Below are 19,351 nucleotides of genomic sequence, written 5' to 3'. Positions count from 1 at the left end.
TAAAGGGAGGGGTATTTATGAAGAAGAAAAAGATATACGGGCTGTTAGCAGGCAGTGTAGCGGCAGCGGGGTTACTGTCGGCATGCGGAGGTAACGATAGCTCCCAGTCTGAAGGAGATAGTGAAGTTGTCGAATTAGATTACTGGCGTTCATCTGAAACCGGGCGTCCGGATTATGAAGCTTTTATGAGTGTAGTAGAACGATTTTGAAGAACATGAAGATATTAATGTAAATATTGATACCACCCCGCATGATGATTACAAAACACGGTTGAATACCAGAGCAGCCGGCGGCGAACTTCCGGATGTCTTTCAAGTTTGGCCCGGCGCAGAATTGGAGCCTCTTGTTCAGGGAGAAGTTGTAGATCCTATTGATGATTTCAAAGGTTACTGGACCGACAGCGGTCTGCTTGAGGAAGAAGCTTTTAATGAGTTTACAATAGAAGGCAGTACTTATGCGGTTCCTCTTAATACCAACCCTACACATTTTGTTTACTATGACGAGGATATTCTAGCCGAGGCAGGTTATGATACGTTTCCAGAAACATATGATGAATTTATACAGATGATTGATGATCTAAATGCTGAAGAAGTCACACCGATTGCTTTAGGTAATTCAGCAGGCTGGGTTCTACAATCTGTTTACTTATCCACGATAGCAGACCGATTTACCGGAAGCGATTTTCTGGAACAGGTAGAAAATGGAGAAGCTTCTTTCACAGATCCTGAATTTGTAGAGGCTCTCGGAGTAATTGAAGAAATGGTGGAAAAAAATGCGTTCAATGAAGATTTAAATACTATAGACAACAGTCAAATGGTTGATTATTTCCTTCAGGGTAACTCAGCCATGGTTATTGATGGAAACTGGTCCGTTAATGAAATGCTGGAGAACATGCCTGAGGGGAAAAATGTTAATTTAACTTCCATTCCACTTGAAGATTCCAATAGTATTTCTACTACAATGGGTACGGCTATGGCCATGAATAGTGAGCTATCGGATGAAAAGAGAGAAGCGGCAGAAACATTTTTGAAATGGGTGTATAATGAGGAACTTTTTGAAGATATTCAGGGACTGGGAAGAGCCATTCCAACAAACGTGGAAGCGCCTGAAGATGAACTGGATGATTTAACTATCAGAATGCTTGAAGTGATAGAAGAATCCGAAACCGGCTCCTGTTTATGACGCAGTGTTGAGCACAGGTCAAATTGATTTACTGGAAAACCAGCTGCAGTCACTTACTCTTGGTGACGCTACTCCTGAAGAAGTCGCAGAAACTATGCAAAACGAAGTAGAGAACTAGAAAATCGGTTAAATCCATTATAGTATACTGTAAAAGAGGATAGGTCCCTGATGGATCTATTCTCTTTTTAATAAAAGGGGGAGAGGAGAAATAAAAATTGAAACCGTTTAAATACATTAAAAATCTCAGCCTGAAATCCAAATCGATTGTTATATTTTTATTTCTTGCGGTGATGCCGATAGGCGCTGTGAGTTTTCTTTATTATTATCAATTCAACAACATTCTCGAACAACAGGTAATAGATACGTCCCAACGGAATTTAAATGCTATGCAGTCCAATTTTCTCAATTTGCTCAATGAAGTAGAAGATTTGTCAGAGTATATTATTTTTAATGATGAGTTTAATCAATATATGACTCTGGATCCGGATACAGCAGACCAGGAAGAAATAAGCCGTTTGAATAGATCTCTACAGGCTTTTTTAACGTTTCATATTACAAATAATCCTTATTTTAACTCGATAACGGTAACAGGAAACAACAGAATGGTTATCCATATGGGAGAAAATATTGAGCAGGAAACGGAATGGAAAGAAAAGGCTGGTGAATTAGATGGAAGCGTGCTTTGGTCGACCCATATAATATTCATACGGGATGGCCGTCCGAAGATCAGCAGGTTATCTCTTTGTTCAGGCAGATAAATGATATATATGACATCAGCACACCTATTGGAGAAACAGTGATACGTCTGAATGAAGAACAGATTTATCAGCACATCATTGAAGGATAACCACCGCCCCCAGTGAGTCTTTTATTCTTAATAAAGATGGAATATAATGACTCATAAAAATAAAATTTAGTAGGAGAATCATTCTCCAATATAGAAATGATCCGGCAAATTAACGAAAGAGATTTGAATACAATGAAGATAGAGGATAACAATGAAATGTATTATGTGGTAGCCGAAAGTGTAGATGATTTTTATATAGTATCGATGATAAATGAAGAGTATATCCTTAATGAACTATCAGGATTACGCCGAATTACCCAATTGATAGTAGTCGGCACCCTTTGCTCGTTTTATGTGCAGCAATAGGATTTTACATAAATGTTATTAAGCCTGTTATAGATTTAACGAAAGAAGTGGAGAAGGTAGGAAAGGGCGATTTCGAAGCTCGTGCAACGGTGAATTCCCAGGATGAGGTTGGCATGCTGAATCATCGTTTTAATGAGATGGTGCTGGAGATAGGACATCTTATTGATATACGATATAAGCTGCAGATTCAAAAAAAAGAAGCAGAAATTAAGGCTATGCAAAGCCAGATTAACCCTCATTTTTTATATAATACACTGGATATGATCCGCTGGTCGGCAAGACTAGAACATGCTCCGAAAACGGGAGAAAGTATAGAGCATCTATCGAGAATTTTCCGGACAAGTCTTAGTGAAGGCAGCCTGTTTATACCGCTTAAGAATGAAATTAAAAATATAAAAAGCTACTTGGAATTACAAAAAGAAGAATGGGAGATAACCTAAATACGTTAGTTGAAGTAGATCAGGCAGTAATGGAGTGTTACGTCATGAAAATTATTTTACAGCCTTTAATAGAAAACAGTATTGTGCACGGTTTTACCTCGAACTCAAAGAACAATAGAATTCACATTCATGCCTATGAACATCGTGCTAATTTACACATTGATGTAAAGGATAACGGCATTGGAATAGATAAAAAGAAAGTAGAACAATCTTTACTGGATAATGGAAAAAAACAAGATAATTTTGCATTGAAGAATATCCATGACAGACTGGCGAATGTTTTTGGCGAAAACTTCGGTTTAAATATAATAGAAAACAATAAAGAAGGCGGAACGTTCATTAAAATTATTCTTCCGCTCGTTTACTCGCAGGAAGAGGCAGAACAATATATTTTGAAGGAGGGGGACCAGGATGCTTAAAATGTTATTAGTGGATGATGAGGTAATGATCAGGGAAGGGCTGTCCACCACCATCGATTGGGAGCAACACGAAATAAAAGTAATAGGTGCTGCCGCAAACGGAATAGAAGCACTGGCGCTAATTGAAAAAGAGAAGCCGGATGTTGTGGTCACTGATGTAATGATGCCGGAAATGAATGGCCTGGCCCTGGCAGAATACATTGTGGATACGTATCCTGAAATAGATATTATTATGTTCAGCGGCTTTGATGAATTTGAATACGCAAGACAGGGGATAAGACTCGGGGTAAAGGATTATCTTCTTAAACCCATAGATATTGATGAATTGATTCAATTGTTAATCGACATAAAAAAATCGAAAAATATACTCGAACATTCAAAGGAAAAAGATAGTTTCCAGCTGGCTCTCTTTCCCTATTTATTCAAAGATAGATCAGCAAAAAAAGAAAACGAAGGTAACGTAGTAACGGATGAGTATTTTTATAGGGTAGTCGTCTGCGAAATATTTGATTTCAATCACTACAGAAAACACAGCCCCTATAATTCCAACATAAAAGACAAAGAACAGTGGGAAGAACAATTAGTCCATTTGATAAGACCGGATCTGGACGGGTTTCTAACTGTTTTCACCCATGAAAATGAATTAGTTACTGTATTAATTGATGCCGATGAACAAAAATTATCCACTTCTTTTCTCCAAAAGTTTTTTGAGAAAATAAATCGTAATATAAAAACAAATTTTTTTCTTTCAAGTGTGCGTAAAAACAGGGAGAATTTGTATGAAATGAAAGAAGAAGCATTAGCGGTAAGGGAGAGCAGTACAGGTCTGGAACCGCAATTCCGGACGTCCGAGCACTATAAAATGATAGATGAAACAGGGATAACTTATGCAAAAGCAGCTGAACGAGACTTGAAAAAAGCTGTAATTCAGCAGCAACGTGAGGATATAAAAGACATTGTGTGCAGCGTTTTTTCGAAATGGAGAGAAGAGCAGCAATCATTAAAGAATATGTTGAGAATGAGCAGAGAGCTTGAGTTTCTTGTTAAAAATAACATTTTAGAAACGATGCCTAATCAAGCATCAACAAATTTCCTATTGCTGCTGCAGGAAGAAATAGATCTAAGAATTTATAATTCACTGGAGAGCATTCAAGATCTTCTTATAGAAGATTTTAATAATCTATCAGAAAGTATAAACAAAGAAAATAACTACAATTGGATCATCAAACAAGTACTTCAGTTTATTCAAACCAACTACCAATTAGATATACAAGCCAGAAAAATTGCCGAAGAACATTTTATTACACCTAATTACTTCAGTATGCTGTTTAAACAGGAAACAGGTATGAGTTTCTCGGACTATCTAAACACAGTCCGAGTAAATAAAGCATCAAGCCTTTTAATTGAAACGTCCAATCGGGTGTTCGAAATTGCAGAATTTGTTGGTTATCGTGAATACAAATATTTTGTTAAGGTGTTCAAAAAGTATAAAGGAGTAACTCCCACCCATTTTAGAAATATGCACGGATAAATAGAAGTAAATAGAGGATATTATATTAAGTTAGTAGATTTGAATGAACCCTCCAACTATATATAATTAAATTTATGAAAGCGCTTTCTATATAAAGGAGGGACCGATTATGCATTTACTAAAAAGCCCTTGGAAAATTGCAGTAGGGTTAATACTTCCAATGGCTATTTATTTAATTTAGTATCATACCTATTTTTATTTCCATGTACTATTCCTTTATGTCATGGGATGGATTTTCTTCAATGGAGTACATCGGTTTTTCCAACTATATCTCCATTTTTCAAGACTCAACGTTTTGGTTATCGTTTCGAAACAACATTCTCGTAGTACTTGCCTCTATATTCGGGCAGATTCCGATTGGACTAGCTTTAGCTATCTTACTTAACAGAAAGTTAAAAGGCGCAAAATTTTTCCGGACCATCGGTTTTCTACCAGTAGTCATATCTACGGTGGTCATTTCGATTACGTGGAGAATGATTTATAACTCGGAACAAGGGATGTTGAATAACCTGCTGGAATCGGTCAATTTAGGTTTTCTGGCTCAAAATTGGCTGGGGAATCCCGACTATGCTATTTATGCAATTCTGGTAACTATTATCTGGCAGTTTGTCGGGTTATACTTCATTATCTTTTTATCCGCGCTTCAAACCGTACCTGAGGAATTATTAGAAGCAGCAGAGCTCGATGGAGCCAATGAATGGCAGAAGATCTTTCACATTACGATTCCTTCAATAAAAAATGTCATTTTAGTCGCGGTAATCTTGTGTATCAGCGGAAGTTTAAAAACATTTGATTTAATTTATGTTATGACCAGCGGCGGTCCGGCCCATTCTACCGAAGTGATGGCTACCTACATGTACAGCGCGACGTTTGAAGGACTGAGCTATGGATACGGCAGTGCTATTTCAGTACTTATCTTAATATTTAGCTTGATATTAATACTTATTACGACAAAAGTATTGAACGCCAAAAAAGACTAAAGGAGGGATTTTATGATTAATCAAACTGCAGTATCTGAATCCAATAAAATGAATCCGGAAATGGCAAGAAGGAAAAAAAAATTAAGAAAAAGCTTTATATACATTATACTTATTCTTTTTGCCCTGGTGAATGGATATCCAATTTTATGGATGGTGATGAATTCATTTAAAACAAGCCAGGATTTCTCTTTGAATCCGTTCGGTCTTCCTGAAAATTGGGTATTTTCAAACTTCACAGAAGCCTGGTTTACAGCTAACATCGGTACCTTTTTCTTTAATAGTGTACTTGTTGGGATTGGGGCTGTGGTAATCGCTATATTTACCGGAGCTTTAGCTTCATTTTTTCTGGCGAGATTTCAATTTAAAGGTAAAAACTTCATATACGGTTTTCTGGTAGTTGGATTATTAATTCCTATCCACTCCACTTTAGTACCCATGTACATTTTGATGCAGAATTTAGGGATTTTAAATACCTATTGGGCGCTTATTTTTCCCTATGTAGCATTTAATCTGCCTATCACTATATTTTTACTGACTAGCTTTATGCGTTCTTTTCCAAAAGAGATAGAAGAATCCGCTATTATGGATGGCTGCGGCACATTTAGAATTTTTTGGTCTATCATTCTGCCAATGACCAAACCGGCGATAGCTACCGCAGTTATTATAAATTTTATTAATAACTGGAATGAGTTTGCATTTGCATTAGTGTTAATAAGCGATGAAGCGCTGCAGACGCTGCCGCTTGGCTTAGCTAATTTTGCCGGTGCGTACACAACAAACTATCCAGCTCAGATGGCAGGATTAACGTTAGTTTTAATACCAACCATTATTTTTTACTTATTAATGGAGAAACAAATCGTTCAGGGTATGACGCAGGGAGCAGTAAAAGGATAATGATAAAAAAGGGGATACGGAAAAATGAATACGGAATCAATGAAAATACCATCAGATTTTATATTAGGGGCAGCCGTTTCAGCCTGGCAGACAGAGGGATGGTCCGGTAAAAAAGAAAGCCAGGATTCTTATCTGGATCTCTGGTATAAAGAAAATAAAAATGTCTGGCATAATGGCTATGGCCCTGCAGGGGCCACTGACTTTAAAAACCGATACAAAGAAGATATTCAATTGATGAAAGAAATCGGACTCACTCATTTCCGCACGTCGATTAACTGGTCTCGATTTCTCCTGGATTATGAAAATGCCGTAGTAGATGAAGACTACGCCGCTTATATTGATGAAGTAATCAATGAATTAATAGAACAGGGAATTGAACCAATGATATGCCTGGAGCACTATGAGGTGCCGGCGGTATTATTTACAGAGTATGGCGGCTGGGGATCCAAGCATGTTATCGATCTGTTTGAAAAATATGCTCGTAAAGTATTTGAGCGGTACGGAGATAGAGTGAAACACTGGTTTACATTTAATGAGCCGATTGTGGTACAGACAAGAGTGTATCTGGATGCGATTCGTTATCCATTTGAACAGAACACGGGAAAATGGATGCAGTGGAATTTTAACAAAGCTCTTGCTACCGCTAGAATTGTTAAATTATTTAAAGAAATGAAGTTAAAAGAAAAAAATCAGGCTAAAATTGGTGTCATTCTGAATCCTGAACTAGCCTATGCCCGCTCCACTGCTCCCCATGATCAATATGCAGCTGACATGCATGATCTTTTTTTCAATCGAATGTTTCTAGATCCAACGATTAAAGGCGAATACCCGCCGGAGTTGTTTGCATTATTAAAAGAACATAATGTCACGTTCGACTATAATGATGAGGAACTGACAATAATAAAATCGCACACTGTTGATTATGTAGGGATTAATTTGTATTTTCCACATCGGGTCAAGGCCAGGGAAACAAAGTGGAATGATGAGATTCCATTTCACCCAAAATATTATTATGAAGCCTTTGACCTGCCGGGAAAAAAGATGAATCCCTACCGGGGGTGGGAAATTTATCCCCCTATTATGTATGACATGGCGATGCGCATGAAGACGGAGTACGGAAATAAGGAATGGTTTATCGCTGAAAATGGAATGGGTGTAGAAAATGAAAAACGATTTAAAAATGAAGATAACGTTATTCAAGACGACTACCGTATTACCTTTATCCGTGATCATTTAGCGCAGTTATTAAAAGGAATAGAAGCCGGATCGAATTGCACAGGGTATATGCTGTGGGCTTATTCCGATAACGTCTCTCCGATGAATGCTTTCAAAAATAGATACGGGCTCGTCGAAATAGATCTGGAAAACAATAAAAAGCGAGCTTTAAAAAAATCCGCTTATTGGTTCCATGATGTTATCCAGACAAAAAAGTTGCGTCTTCCTACAGAAACCGATAAATAACTTCTACTGTTAAAAACAGCCAAGTCGTTAAAACTGCAGCTGGGATAAGGAGAAATAGTATGAATGATCTACTTGTCTTCGATATAGGAGGAACCTATATAAAATACGGTGTTCTTAATGAATCAAGGGACACTTCCTGCATAAAGAAAAAATCTACCCCTTCCTCCCTGAAAGAATTAATAGATTTTATTGCGGATGAAGCCCGACAGGCGGAGTCTATCAAAGGAATTGCAGTTAGCTCTCCAGGCGCTGTCTCAGATGAAGGGATAGTCTATGGTTCGAGTGCACTTCCTTATCTGCATGGACCAAATATCAAGCAATTAATTATGGAAAGCACAGGGCTTGCTGTTTATATGGAAAATGATGCAAATTGTGCCGCCTATGCTGAATTATGGGGAGGAGCTGGAAAAGGAAAAAAAGATTTTCTAGTGATGGTTATCGGGACCGGCATCGGAGGAGCCGTCATTAAAGATAAAATGCTGCATAAAGGGGCAAACCTTCATGGTGGAGAGTTTGGCTATATGTTACTAAACAGTGATCCCGAAAAAAACGAAGTTTGGAGCAGGGTGGCATCTACAAAAGCATTAGTTAAAAAAGTAGCCGGGAGCAAAGGTATGAGCGAGGCTCACTTAACGGGTAAACAAGTTTATGAATGGGCATCAGAAGGGGATTGTATATGTTTGAATGCAATTGATGAATTCTATCATTTATTGGCTGTAGGGATATATAATCTGCAATACATATATGATCCGGAGGTCATTTTAATTGGGGGAGGCATCAGTGCGAGAGAAGAAGTTTCAATAAATATCGAAAAGAAAATAGATTTGATATTAGAAAAAGTGCCTTTGGCAAAAATTAAACCTATCATTCGCACCTGCCATTATAGACAACACGCGAACCTGCTTGGGGCAGCCTATGGTTTTTATCAAATGAAAAATTACTGTAACTATATGAAATTTATTTAAGCAAGGATAGTGATTTCTTCTATGTTCATACCTAATAGGAAACAGTAATATCGTAAGATGTCAGCCTCCAATAAAAGAAGGCTGACTTTTTCTATAAACCAAAAAAACTCCCTGCTCTATAAAAGAACAGGGAGGTCGTGAAGGACGAACACGTAAGGTGAAACATTTATCACGGGGGTGATAGTAACCCCATTACCTTTTACGTACTATCTAAAACATCTTTTTCCATTTTAAAAGGGGATATATGGTCTGTATAATCATTTGCCGCCACGGCCGGGTCGTCTGTAAACAGGTTTACCGGAAGTATGCAGGGGAATAATAAAGTAACAGCATAAATATGATTACGCTTCCTGCTTTTCTTCTCTACCACGTCTATTAGAAAAGGATGGATGCATATGACAGGCTCTGATTCTTCCCATAGCGGTTCGTCGTTAACGGAACGGCAGAAACGATTAAAAGAAACGCTCGGAAGCCGCTCTCCGAAGAAGCGGCGTATCATCCCGGCATTGGAACCAATGTATATAAGGTGGACTTTGACGACTATGCGGTATACGTAAATGAAACGAGGTATGCGTATATTGATATTGCTTCCACCGAAATGATTTCCGGCATGGAAAAGGTGTTGTATGATCTGGAGCTTGCCGGATACTATCCGGTGATTATGTATCCGGAGCTTGCGGAGGTGCTGCTCAGTCATGAGACACCGTTGTACCGGCTCGTCCGCAAGGGCTGTCTCGGGATGGTAAGCACGGCCTCCATTGCCGGGCGGAACCGCAGCAAGACCCAGATGGTGGCGATGAATATGATCCGCGGCAATTTGGCTCATTTTATGCATTCACCTGAAGGCAAAGAAGACGAGCTGGAAGCGGCCTATGCAAAAGTGGAAAGCAAGATTGGAAAAGAAACGGCCGCGTCGCTTCGGGATAACCGCGGCCGGGTGCTGGCCGATGACCACGTAGAAGTGGATCTGCCGGGCAAGATTGACTACATGAAAAAACCGAAATGGCGCTTGTTTGGATAACCCTATCACCACCTGAAACAGCCGGTTATCCGGCTGTTTTTTTTTAGATAAGGCTTTAGCTTTTCTCCGGAGCGCGCTAGAATGAAAGAAACGTACATAGATCCAGGAGGAGAGACTAATGAAACGAATTGCAATTGATATGGATGAAGTCATGGCCGACCTTATCCCAAAGCATTTACAGCTGTACAATGAGAATTTTGGGGAAGCGCTGACGCTCGAGGACCTGCACGGCCGAAAGCTGCGGGAAGTGCGGCCCCATGCGGTCGAAGAACTGCGCGGCTATCTGAGCGATCCCGGATTCTTCCGCGATCTGGACGTCATGGAAGGCGCCCAGGATGTGATCCAGGAGCTGCACGAAGACCACGAAATTTTTATTACGACCGCGGCAATGGAGTTTCCAACCTCCTTTACCGCCAAGTATGAGTGGCTCAAAGAACATTTTTCGTTTTTGAACGACCTGAATTTTGTCTTCTGCGGCGATAAAGGCATCATTAACGCCGATTACCTGATCGACGACAACGCCCGCCACTTTAAACGTTTCGAAGGCACGGGGCTTCTGTTTACCTCTCCGCACAACGTGCACGTCACCGGCTATGAGCGGGTGGACAGCTGGCGGGATGTACGGGATTATTTTTCGAACAGCTGATACGGAATTAAATAAAGAAAGGAGGTTCTATACATGAAAAAAGATCCGCTGCTGCCTATTATTGAATCCTTAAATAGAAAGTCGCTGGCCCAGCGCGTCGAAGAGCAGATTGTGAATCTGTTAATTACCGATCAGCTTAAACCGGGGGATAAACTGCCTGCGGAAAAAGAGCTGGTCGTTATGCTTGAAGTAAGTAAACCCGTGTTAAAAGAGGCGATCAGTTCGCTGGAATCCCTGGGGATTATTACGAGAAAAGCGAAGGATGGCATTTATTTTAATGAAAAGATCGGGGCCAAGCCCTTTTCCACGATGCTTTCCTTAGTAAATGACAATCTGGAAGCCGTCATAGAAGCGAGAATGACGCTTGAACTCGGGCTGGTGACGTTTGCCGCTGAAAAGATAACGGAAGCCGAGCTTGCCAGACTTAAAGAAAGCATTGATGCGATTGAAGCCTCGCAGAATGACGATTACGGTGAGCTTGACCTGAGGTTTCACCAAATTATTGCGAGAAGTGTGGATAACCCTGTTATCCAGGGGATGGTGGATTCGCTGCTGACCGCCCATAAAAAAATAAACACCCAGATTAAAAAGCGGGAAAAGGGCATTACGGTGGCACACCACCTGAATATTTACCATGCCCTCCAGAAGAGGGATCCGCACGCTGCCTTTCAGGCGATGTATGAGCATCTCAGTTTTGTCCGGAATAAAGTATTATCCAGCAGAGCAGAACAGTCCTAAATCGTATTTCTGCGGGAAATACAGCAAATGAAAAATGGTGGGGCTTACATGGCGAATGTTACCGTTATCATGGGAATGGAGCGGGTTTGCGGCTGGATGTACAGTAGAGGAGAATAAAGAGAAATCCTAAAAGGAGGTTTTTCTATGATTCTCAATATTGTGCATAACCTGTCGAACATCATGAAAGAATATGACCGCCTGAAAAGTGAAGCCTCTGTACACATTAACTCGAGCAGAGAGTGGTAATATAGTTACATTCCAGTCTTCTTCTGCCTACTGAGGCAGGGGGAGGCTTTTTTATTGACACTAAAAATTAATTGTCTTACAATTTAAATAATTATGCAGCAGGAAAGGAGCCACCCTATGAAACCCATTGAAATGAAATCGATAGATAAAAAAACATTATCCAAACAGGTGATAGACGAAATTATAGAGCTTTTAAATAACCAGACGTTCCAGCCCGGCGACCGTCTTCCTTCCGAAATGGACTTAATGGAACGATTTAACGTCAGCCGCCCTGTAATCAGGGAAGCTCTTACCTCGCTTGAAGCCATCGGGGTGGTGAACAGAAAAGCGCGCCACGGCACGTTTTTTGAAAATCAAATTGGCAGCAAACCTTTTTCGATTATGCTCGCCTTATCCAGCGGCAACATCCAGTCGATTATTGAAACGAGACTCTCCCTGGAAATAGGGTTAATTACGCTTGCCGCCGAGAAAATAACAGAGCACGAGCTGGACCAGCTGGCTGCAAACATAGAGGAAATGAAGGCCCGGTCGGACAATGAATACCGCGAGCTCGATAAGGATTTTCATAAAATCATTGCCAGAAGCGCCAGCAACCAGCTTATTGAAGCCTTTATGACGCCGCTGTTAAACCTGTTTGACCAGACGTGGGGGAATATCCCCAAGGAATACCGGAACCAGGTCAAAACGGTGGAACAGCACACCGCGATATACCATGCACTAAAAGAAAACAACGGTCCGCGGGCATACGAAGCGATGTATGTGCATCTTGATACGGTGCGAAAACGGTTCATTAGAATCGAAGAGGAAAGACAAGGATAAAGAGTTGATGCTCTTTTATAAAATGTATACGCTTACTTTATTGTAACGTCTATAGCTGTGCAAAAAAAGAGCAGAAATAAGTACGTGTTACGGGAGGACGCCGATGATTACGATTAAAATTTTGTTAGTAGTACCAGGCAGGCACTTTATTCAAAATACGCTTCAGACCTTTGAAGAGCATGGAAATGCCACGGAAACGTTTGAAGGAGAAACCATCCATTTTGAATTAAAAGAAACGGTCGCTAATTTTGAAGAAGTCGTAAACATTAAGCCTAATGCCGATGTCATCATTTCAAGAGGAATAACGGCGTACAAGCTCAAAGACACCTTTGATGATATTCCTATCGTCGATATCCCCGTGCAGGGCATTGATCTGATCCGGTGCCTGGTGGAATGCCGGCAGCAGCACCAGGCAGAAAAGGTCGGCGTCATCGGCTCCAAAAACATGATATATGGGGTAGAGGAGCTCTCTGAAATCGTGCAGCTTCCTATCAATGCGTATATTATGAACGATCAGTCAGACGCATTTCAGTTAGTGGATCAGGCCGTTGCAGACGGGTGTGACGTCATTCTGGCCGGCTTGAAAACGTGCGAGTATGCTGGTGAACGGAACATCAAAAATTATATTATCCGGACGGGCCGGGAATCGTTCATGCAGGCGCTCAGCGAAGCAAAGCGGGTAGCGGTGGTAAGTAGAAAAGAAAAAGAAAAAACGCTGCTTCATCAAACTATCCTGAATCATGCCTACGAAGGAGTCATCGCGGTCAATCGCAGCGGAAATATTTCCGTTTTCAACACGGCGGCTAAACAGATTCTTTCCATTCAAGAAGAAGTGATGGGCCGGCACATCTCAGATGTTCTGCCGAAAGGAAAGCTGTGCGAAGAGCTGCTGAACGATAACAGCGAGGGCGAAGATATTGCCGGCTACCAGTCCATCCGCCTGAACTACAAGAAAATAAACATATCCCTCCGTCAGCAGAAGGTTGGCAGCATGATCACGTTTCAGGATATAACAGGCATTCAGAAAATGGAAAAACAAATCCGCAAAAAAATTCATTCCCGCTACCACGTGGCCAAGCATACCTTTGACGATATTAAATACAAAAGCGATGTTGTTCAAAAGGTTATCGATACGGCCAAACGATACAGCCAGGTGGAATCCAATCTGCTTATATTTGGAGAAACCGGCACGGGGAAGGAAATCATCGCTCAAAGCGTTCATCATTTCGGGCCGCGGAGGGAAGGGCCTTTTGTAGCCATCAACTGCGCCGCGCTGCCGGAACATCTGCTGGAAAGTGAATTATTCGGCTACGTAGAGGGAGCGTTTACGGGCGCCGTAAAAGGAGGCAAAGCCGGTTATTTTGAACTGGCTCACGGCGGCACGATCTTTCTCGATGAAATCAGTGAAGTCAGCTTAAAGCTGCAGAGCAGGCTGCTTCGTGTGCTGCAGGAACGGGAGGTCATCCGGATTGGAGATGACAAGGTGCTTCCTATAGACATACGGGTGATAGCGGCTACAAACAGGGAGCTGCCTCATATGATACAGGAAGGCACGTTTCGGAAGGATTTGTACTACAGGCTGAACGTGCTTAACATATCGCTGCCCTGCCTGTCTGAGCGAAGAGAGGACATTCCATTACTGGTCGACCACTTTATCAACGGCACCCGGTCCCCGGCCGATCGCATTGCGATAACCGAACCCGCCATTCAGGCTCTGCAGCAGGGCCGGTGGGACGGTAATATACGGGAGCTGAAGAATATCTGCGAGCGTCTGGTCGTGTTAAATCAGGGAGAAACGATTACTCCGTTTCACGTGAAAAGGGAGCTGGGACAGGCAGCGGGGGACAACGGTACTCCTCCTTCGTCTATGATGTTATCCGAAAAAGAACATCTGCTGAAAACGCTGGAAGCCGTCCACTATCAGAAGAGTGAAGCCGCCGAAAAGCTCGGCGTAAGCAGAACCACGCTCTGGAGAAAATTAAAAAAGTATGAACTGATTTAATTCTGTACCATTTCTGAAACATTTTGAATCATTTTGTTTCAGTGAAACATATTGTTTCAAAAAAGAACCTGAAAAATAAGCGCCGCACAGCTTGGAACCAGACTGTGCGGCGTTTATTTTTTTGGCATCATTCTTGCAATTTAAAGATGTATAGAAAAAATCTATGCTGGAAAAAACAATTACTCAGGAGGACACGACATGAAAAACAAAAGCGAACTTCGCAGTGCCAGATGGCTTGATGCAGGAAATTTCCGCAGCTTTAACCACCGCTCCCGCATGATGCAGATGGGATTTGATAAAGAAGATTGGGACGGGGCTCCGATTATCGGCATTATGAACACGTGGTCAGATATTAATCCGTGCCACCACCATTTTAAAGACCGCGTGGAGGACGTGAAGCGGGGCATCCTTCAGTCGGGTGGCCTGCCGCTGGAAATTCCCTGTACGTCGTTATTTGAGAATTTCGTCAAGCCCTCGGCGCTGCTGTACCGGAACATGCTCTCGATGGAAGTGGAAGAGCTGATCCGCGCATATCCGCTGGACGGCGTTGTCTTAATGGGAGGATGCGACAAGACCACCCCGGGTCTCGTATTAGGAGCCATCAGTGCCAATGTACCGGCTATATTTCTGCCGGCAGGACCGATGCTGAGCGGAAACTATAAAGGCGAAACGCTGGGTTCCGGTTCGGACGCATTTAAATCATGGGATGAGTACCGGGCGGGCAATATTTCCGAGGAGGAGCTCGAAGGCGTATGCGGCGGCATCGGCAGAAGTGCCGGAACGTGTATGACGATGGGAACAGCCAGTACGATGACGGCGATTGTGGATGCGATCGGCATGAGTATTACCGGATCGTCTTCTATTCCGGCAGTCGATACGAAGCATAATAGAATGTGTACGGAAGCCGGACGGCGCATCGTTAATATGATCTGGGAGGATATCACGCCGGATAAGATTCTCACTAAACAGTCTATGGAAAACGGGATTACAACAGCAATGGCGATGGGCTGTTCCACCAACGCGATTATCCATCTCATCGCCATAGCCAGACGGGCCGGCTGTGCGATAGACCTGGAAGACTTCGACGAAGTGAGCCGCCGCATTCCGGTTATTGCCAATATTCGTCCCAGCGGAGACAGATACTTAATGGAAGACTTCTTCTACGCCGGAGGGCTGCTCGCGATGATGAGCCGTCTGAAGGAGCACCTGCATATGGATGCGCTGACCGTTACCGGCAAAACGATCGGAGAAGCGATAGGCAGCAATACCGTGCATAACGAGGAAGTCATCCGGACTCTGGATAATCCTATTTACAACGAAGGCGCGCTGGCTGTCTTAAAAGGCAACCTGGCGCCGGACGGCTGCGTAATCAAGGCGAGCGCGTGCAACCCTAAATTTTTACAGCATACCGGGCCTGCGCTGGTGTTTGACAGCTACCCGGATTTCAAAACGTATACTGATGATGAAGAAAAGGAGATTACAGAAGATCACGTGTTAATCCTGCGCAACGTCGGTCCGAAAGGCGGTCCGGGTATGCCGGAATGGGGCATGCTGCCGATACCGAAGAAGCTTGTTAAAAAAGGGGTCCGGGATATGCTCCGGATATCTGACGCCCGGATGAGCGGAACAAGCTACGGCGCCTGCGTGCTTCACGCAGCCCCGGAATCAGCAGTGGGTGGACCGCTGGCATTCGTGAAAACGGGTGATATGGTCACAATAGATGTGAAAAACCGGACACTGGATATGGAAATCTCCGAGCAGGAGCTGGCAAAACGGAAAGCGGCGTGGAAAATGCCGGCTCCGAAATACGAAAGAGGCTACGGCTGGATGTATTTAAATCATATTCAGCAGGCCGACAAAGGCTGCGATTTCGACTATCTGGAAACCAGCTTTGGGAAAGCGACGGGGGAGCCGGATATTTTCTAAAAGGAGGCAAACATGCACATTACCAAAATAGAAACGTTTCAGTTTGAAGAGCATCCCCGGGAAATTATTATTCAGCTTCATACGAATGAAGGAATAACCGGGCTGGGAGAAACCAATGCCAAACCGTCTCCCGTAAGAGAAATGATTCACAGCATTTGTGCAGACATCCTGATCGGAAAAGATCCAAGAGATATTGAGCATATCTGGTCGATTTTCTACAAAAGTTTCAATCATCACGGCGCTTCCGCCACAGAAATGAGGGCGCTCAGCGCAATCGATATCGCCCTATGGGATATTCTCGGAAAGCTGTCCAATCAGCCGCTGTACCGCCTGCTCGGAGGCAGATCCAGAGAAAAGATCAAAGCGTACAATACGTGCGTCGGCTATCAGAGCAACAACGACCGGGATATGTTTCTGGAACAGCCCGAGAAATTAGCGGAAGAACTGCTGGAGCAGGGAATCAGTGCCATGAAAATCTGGCCGTTCGACGAACTAAGCCGGGAGTTTAACGGCCAGTATATTTCAAAGGACGCCGTTAAAAAGGGGGCGGAACCGTTTCAGCGTATCCGAGAAGCGTTCGGTGATGACATGGAGCTGATATTTGAGGGGCACGGGCGCTGGAACCTGCCGAGTGCGATCCGGATTGCCAAAGAGCTGGAGCAGTATGGGCTGCTTTGGATGGAGGATATCACGGCCGTGAATCATATCGATACGCTGAGCCGCTTAAAAGAAGCGGTCAACGTGCCGATCGCGGCAAGTGAGAGACTGATTACCCGCTATCAATACCAGAGCCTGCTGGAGAAAAACGCGGCCGATATTGTTATAACCGATCCCGCCTGGACCGGCGGAGTCAGCGAAACCAGGAAAATAGCGGCGATGGCGGAAACGTTCAGTCTTCCCTTTGCGCCTCATAACTGCGGCGGCCCCATTCTTCATACGGTATGTACGCATTTATCCTTCACCCTTCCCAACCTATATATGATGGAAAGCGTGCGGGCTTTTTACAACGGCTATTATCCGGATATCGTCCAGAACGTCCCTGTCGTAATAGATGGTTTTATTGTACCGCCGGAAGAGCCGGGGCTCGGAATTACATTAAATCCCGATGTATACAAAAGAAAAGATCTTCTCTATAAAATGTCGGAAGCGCCTTCATCGTTCAGTGAAACAGCTGTTTACAATTCGAAAGGAGAAGGCGATCCCTGGAAAAGAGAAAGCAGTTAATCAAAAAAGGAGTGAAAATATATGAATATTTCATTTATAGGACTCGGTATTATGGGCCTGCCAATGGCGCAGCATCTGCAGGAAAAGGGCGATCTGTTTAAGGTGTACAACCGCACTAAGAAAAAGGCAGATATTTTTAAAGAAACGGACGTGGAAATAGCCGATTCGCCGAAAGCGGCAGCGGAAGGGGCGGACATTGTCATTGTGATCGTGTCCGATTCTGCGGATGTAAAAGAAGTGGTACTCGGAGAGCAGGGCGTGATCCACGGAATAAAAAAGGATGCCATCGTAGTGGATATGTCATCGATTAACCCGGAAGTGACGAAAGAAATCGGTGGAGAATTAGAAAAAAGCGGCGCTCATTTAGTAGATGCGCCGGTAAGCGGCGGGGAGAAAGGCGCACAGAATGCGGCTCTTGCTATCATGTGCGGGGGAGAGAGCGCCCACATAGAGAAAGTGAAGCCCTACCTGGACGTAATGGGAAAAAGCGTGGTACACGTCGGAGAGCTTGGCTCCGGCGGATATGCCAAACTGGCCAATCAGGTGATCGTAGCGATAGAACTGCAGGCCGTAAGCGAAGCAATCTATTTGGCAAAGCAGGCAGATTTGGATATTGATGCGCTCTACGAGGCGATCCGCCACGGCCTGGCGGGAAGCAACGTGCTCGATCAAAAGATAGATAATTTTAAAAAGGAAACGTACGATCCTGGTTTTAAAGTAAAGCTGCATTTAAAAGATATGAATAATGCCCTTCAGGCAGCCGAGGCGCAGGGGATCACGCTTCCTATAACATCAGAACTGCAGAAATTCATGAAGGAAATGACCGAGAGCGGGCTGGAAGAGCTGGATCACTCCGCGCTTTATCAATACCTGACAGCAAAATAAACCGTTAAAAAGAAAGAGGTGCAGAGATGAATGTAATTAAACAAAAAGTGAAAAATGGAGAAACGGCCCTGGGCTGCTTTATCGGTTTATACAGTCCGGCACTTGCAGAAATAGCCGGCTACGCTGGATTTGATTTTGTCGTGATTGATAATGAGCACGGTTCATTCAGCTGGGGCGAAGTGGAGCATATGATTCAGGCCTGTGAATCAGCGGAGGTGGTGCCGTTTGTCAGGGTGCCGGACTCTGATCCTATTTCTATTTTAAAAGCGCTCGACCGGGGCGCCAAAGGCATTCATGTGCCCCAGGTGCAGACGGCGGAAGAAGCAGAAAAGATCGTAAAGGCCGCTCACTATCCGCCGAACGGCACGAGGGGCGCAGCTTATTCTGTGAGAGCCGCCAAATACGGTCTGGGCGGAGGAAGTGCCTATCTCGAGCAGAGCAATGAAGACGTGTTTATCGCGGTTCATATAGAAAGTCCTGCAGCAGTAAAAGAAGTCAAAAGCATTATAGCGAGCGGAGTCGATATGGTCTACATCGGCCCGACGGATCTATCGGTATCAGCAGGCAGGGCTGAACAAGGAGCCTCTCATCCTGACGTAGAGCACATGATTCAAACCGTATTTGAAGCAGGCAGAGCGGAAAACGCAGACGTAGGAATACAAGTAGCCAATTTGGAGGAATTAAAAGCAGGCAGGGAAAAGGGCGCCCGTTACATGTGTATCGCCATTAATGCATTAATTAATCCCGCCATCAAAAAATATGTAGAGGAAGCCCGCAGCGGCAGATAAAGGAGACTATCATATGATAAAGCAGAGCAAA

The 19,351-nt window shown here is 43.3% G+C and carries 19 protein-coding genes and 1 pseudogene; all 20 read left to right on the top strand.

The window, feature by feature from the left end; genetic code table 11:
* Positions 1 to 209 (top strand): annotated as a pseudogene (locus tag MMY81_RS31735) (hypothetical protein); the annotation flags it as partial.
* A 13-nt stretch (positions 210 to 222) separates the two neighbouring features.
* Positions 223 to 1,182: an extracellular solute-binding protein gene (locus MMY81_RS31730; protein WP_308215549.1), complete on the top strand. Its 960-nt coding sequence runs from the start codon at positions 223 to 225 to the stop codon at positions 1,180 to 1,182.
* 215 nt (positions 1,183 to 1,397) lie between these two features.
* Entirely contained in the window at positions 1,398 to 1,940 is a 543-nt protein-coding gene (locus MMY81_RS31725) for a hypothetical protein (RefSeq protein ID WP_252315960.1), read from the top strand.
* Positions 1,941 to 2,310: 370 nt separating this feature from the next.
* Positions 2,311 to 2,775, top strand: a complete 465-nt coding sequence (locus MMY81_RS31720; RefSeq protein WP_252315959.1) for a sensor histidine kinase — start codon at positions 2,311 to 2,313, stop codon at positions 2,773 to 2,775.
* Positions 2,776 to 2,819: 44 nt separating this feature from the next.
* Positions 2,820 to 3,194 (top strand): sensor histidine kinase, encoded by a 375-nt coding sequence (locus tag MMY81_RS31715; RefSeq protein WP_252315958.1) that lies wholly within the window; start codon positions 2,820 to 2,822, stop codon positions 3,192 to 3,194.
* A complete protein-coding gene (locus MMY81_RS31710) occupies positions 3,187 to 4,725 on the top strand; it encodes a response regulator (RefSeq protein ID WP_252315957.1) in 1,539 nt (512 codons plus the stop codon). Before MMY81_RS31715 ends, MMY81_RS31710 begins: the two co-directional genes overlap by 8 nt.
* 242 nt (positions 4,726 to 4,967) lie before the next feature.
* Entirely contained in the window at positions 4,968 to 5,705 is a 738-nt protein-coding gene (locus MMY81_RS31705; protein WP_308215548.1) for a carbohydrate ABC transporter permease, read from the top strand.
* Between the two features lie 12 nt (positions 5,706 to 5,717).
* Positions 5,718 to 6,599, top strand: coding sequence for a carbohydrate ABC transporter permease (locus tag MMY81_RS31700; RefSeq protein ID WP_252315956.1), 882 nt, complete (start codon positions 5,718 to 5,720; stop codon positions 6,597 to 6,599).
* Positions 6,600 to 6,623: 24 nt separating this feature from the next.
* Positions 6,624 to 8,060: a glycoside hydrolase family 1 protein gene (locus tag MMY81_RS31695; RefSeq protein ID WP_252315955.1), complete on the top strand. Its 1,437-nt coding sequence runs from the start codon at positions 6,624 to 6,626 to the stop codon at positions 8,058 to 8,060.
* A gap of 59 nt (positions 8,061 to 8,119) precedes the next feature.
* Complete coding sequence (locus MMY81_RS31690) at positions 8,120 to 9,025, top strand: ROK family protein (protein ID WP_252315954.1); 906 nt, start codon at positions 8,120 to 8,122, stop codon at positions 9,023 to 9,025.
* A 395-nt stretch (positions 9,026 to 9,420) separates the two neighbouring features.
* Positions 9,421 to 9,582: a hypothetical protein gene (locus MMY81_RS31685; protein ID WP_252315953.1), complete on the top strand. Its 162-nt coding sequence runs from the start codon at positions 9,421 to 9,423 to the stop codon at positions 9,580 to 9,582.
* A complete protein-coding gene (locus MMY81_RS31680; protein WP_252315952.1) occupies positions 9,552 to 10,046 on the top strand; it encodes a CpsB/CapC family capsule biosynthesis tyrosine phosphatase in 495 nt (164 codons plus the stop codon). The genes MMY81_RS31685 and MMY81_RS31680 overlap by 31 nt, the downstream gene beginning before the upstream one ends.
* Positions 10,047 to 10,164: 118 nt before the next feature.
* Entirely contained in the window at positions 10,165 to 10,692 is a 528-nt protein-coding gene (locus MMY81_RS31675) for a 5' nucleotidase, NT5C type (protein ID WP_252315951.1), read from the top strand.
* A 33-nt stretch (positions 10,693 to 10,725) separates the two neighbouring features.
* The gene (locus MMY81_RS31670) at positions 10,726 to 11,430 is read left to right on the top strand and encodes a FadR/GntR family transcriptional regulator (protein WP_252315950.1); all 705 of its coding nucleotides are present in this window, start codon (positions 10,726 to 10,728) and stop codon (positions 11,428 to 11,430) included.
* Positions 11,431 to 11,793: 363 nt separating this feature from the next.
* Entirely contained in the window at positions 11,794 to 12,495 is a 702-nt protein-coding gene (locus MMY81_RS31665; protein ID WP_252315949.1) for a FadR/GntR family transcriptional regulator, read from the top strand.
* 103 nt (positions 12,496 to 12,598) lie between these two features.
* The gene (locus MMY81_RS31660; protein ID WP_252315948.1) at positions 12,599 to 14,497 is read left to right on the top strand and encodes a sigma-54-dependent Fis family transcriptional regulator; all 1,899 of its coding nucleotides are present in this window, start codon (positions 12,599 to 12,601) and stop codon (positions 14,495 to 14,497) included.
* Positions 14,498 to 14,695: 198 nt separating this feature from the next.
* Positions 14,696 to 16,423, top strand: coding sequence for an L-arabinonate dehydratase (gene araD, locus MMY81_RS31655; RefSeq protein WP_252315947.1), 1,728 nt, complete (start codon positions 14,696 to 14,698; stop codon positions 16,421 to 16,423).
* 12 nt (positions 16,424 to 16,435) lie between these two features.
* The gene (locus tag MMY81_RS31650) at positions 16,436 to 17,647 is read left to right on the top strand and encodes a mandelate racemase/muconate lactonizing enzyme family protein (RefSeq protein WP_252315946.1); all 1,212 of its coding nucleotides are present in this window, start codon (positions 16,436 to 16,438) and stop codon (positions 17,645 to 17,647) included.
* Between the two features lie 21 nt (positions 17,648 to 17,668).
* Positions 17,669 to 18,532, top strand: a complete 864-nt coding sequence (locus tag MMY81_RS31645; RefSeq protein ID WP_252315945.1) for an NAD(P)-dependent oxidoreductase — start codon at positions 17,669 to 17,671, stop codon at positions 18,530 to 18,532.
* A 26-nt stretch (positions 18,533 to 18,558) separates the two neighbouring features.
* Complete coding sequence (locus tag MMY81_RS31640; protein ID WP_252315944.1) at positions 18,559 to 19,320, top strand: HpcH/HpaI aldolase family protein; 762 nt, start codon at positions 18,559 to 18,561, stop codon at positions 19,318 to 19,320.
* Positions 19,321 to 19,351 lie beyond the last annotated feature (31 nt).

It is taken from the genome of Sinobaca sp. H24 (genome assembly GCF_023845525.1).
This window is presented reverse-complemented; position numbering and strand designations above follow the sequence as displayed.

What these genes read in the sequence shown, in the direction of transcription:
- MMY81_RS31700 (WP_252315956.1), top strand. Translation starts at nt 5,718, where the DNA reads ATGATTAATCAAACTGCAGTATCTGAATCCAATAAAATGAATCCGGAA.
- MMY81_RS31685 (WP_252315953.1), top strand. Translation starts at nt 9,421, where the DNA reads ATGACAGGCTCTGATTCTTCCCATAGCGGTTCGTCGTTAACGGAACGG.
- MMY81_RS31675 (WP_252315951.1), top strand. Translation starts at nt 10,165, where the DNA reads ATGAAACGAATTGCAATTGATATGGATGAAGTCATGGCCGACCTTATC.
- MMY81_RS31670 (WP_252315950.1), top strand. Translation starts at nt 10,726, where the DNA reads ATGAAAAAAGATCCGCTGCTGCCTATTATTGAATCCTTAAATAGAAAG.
- MMY81_RS31705 (WP_308215548.1), top strand. Translation starts at nt 4,968, where the DNA reads ATGGAGTACATCGGTTTTTCCAACTATATCTCCATTTTTCAAGACTCA.
- MMY81_RS31715 (WP_252315958.1), top strand. Translation starts at nt 2,820, where the DNA reads ATGAAAATTATTTTACAGCCTTTAATAGAAAACAGTATTGTGCACGGT.
- MMY81_RS31645 (WP_252315945.1), top strand. Translation starts at nt 17,669, where the DNA reads ATGAATATTTCATTTATAGGACTCGGTATTATGGGCCTGCCAATGGCG.
- MMY81_RS31690 (WP_252315954.1), top strand. Translation starts at nt 8,120, where the DNA reads ATGAATGATCTACTTGTCTTCGATATAGGAGGAACCTATATAAAATAC.
- MMY81_RS31710 (WP_252315957.1), top strand. Translation starts at nt 3,187, where the DNA reads ATGCTTAAAATGTTATTAGTGGATGATGAGGTAATGATCAGGGAAGGG.
- MMY81_RS31660 (WP_252315948.1), top strand. Translation starts at nt 12,599, where the DNA reads ATGATTACGATTAAAATTTTGTTAGTAGTACCAGGCAGGCACTTTATT.
- araD (WP_252315947.1), top strand. Translation starts at nt 14,696, where the DNA reads ATGAAAAACAAAAGCGAACTTCGCAGTGCCAGATGGCTTGATGCAGGA.
- MMY81_RS31665 (WP_252315949.1), top strand. Translation starts at nt 11,794, where the DNA reads ATGAAACCCATTGAAATGAAATCGATAGATAAAAAAACATTATCCAAA.
- MMY81_RS31650 (WP_252315946.1), top strand. Translation starts at nt 16,436, where the DNA reads ATGCACATTACCAAAATAGAAACGTTTCAGTTTGAAGAGCATCCCCGG.
- MMY81_RS31695 (WP_252315955.1), top strand. Translation starts at nt 6,624, where the DNA reads ATGAATACGGAATCAATGAAAATACCATCAGATTTTATATTAGGGGCA.
- MMY81_RS31640 (WP_252315944.1), top strand. Translation starts at nt 18,559, where the DNA reads ATGAATGTAATTAAACAAAAAGTGAAAAATGGAGAAACGGCCCTGGGC.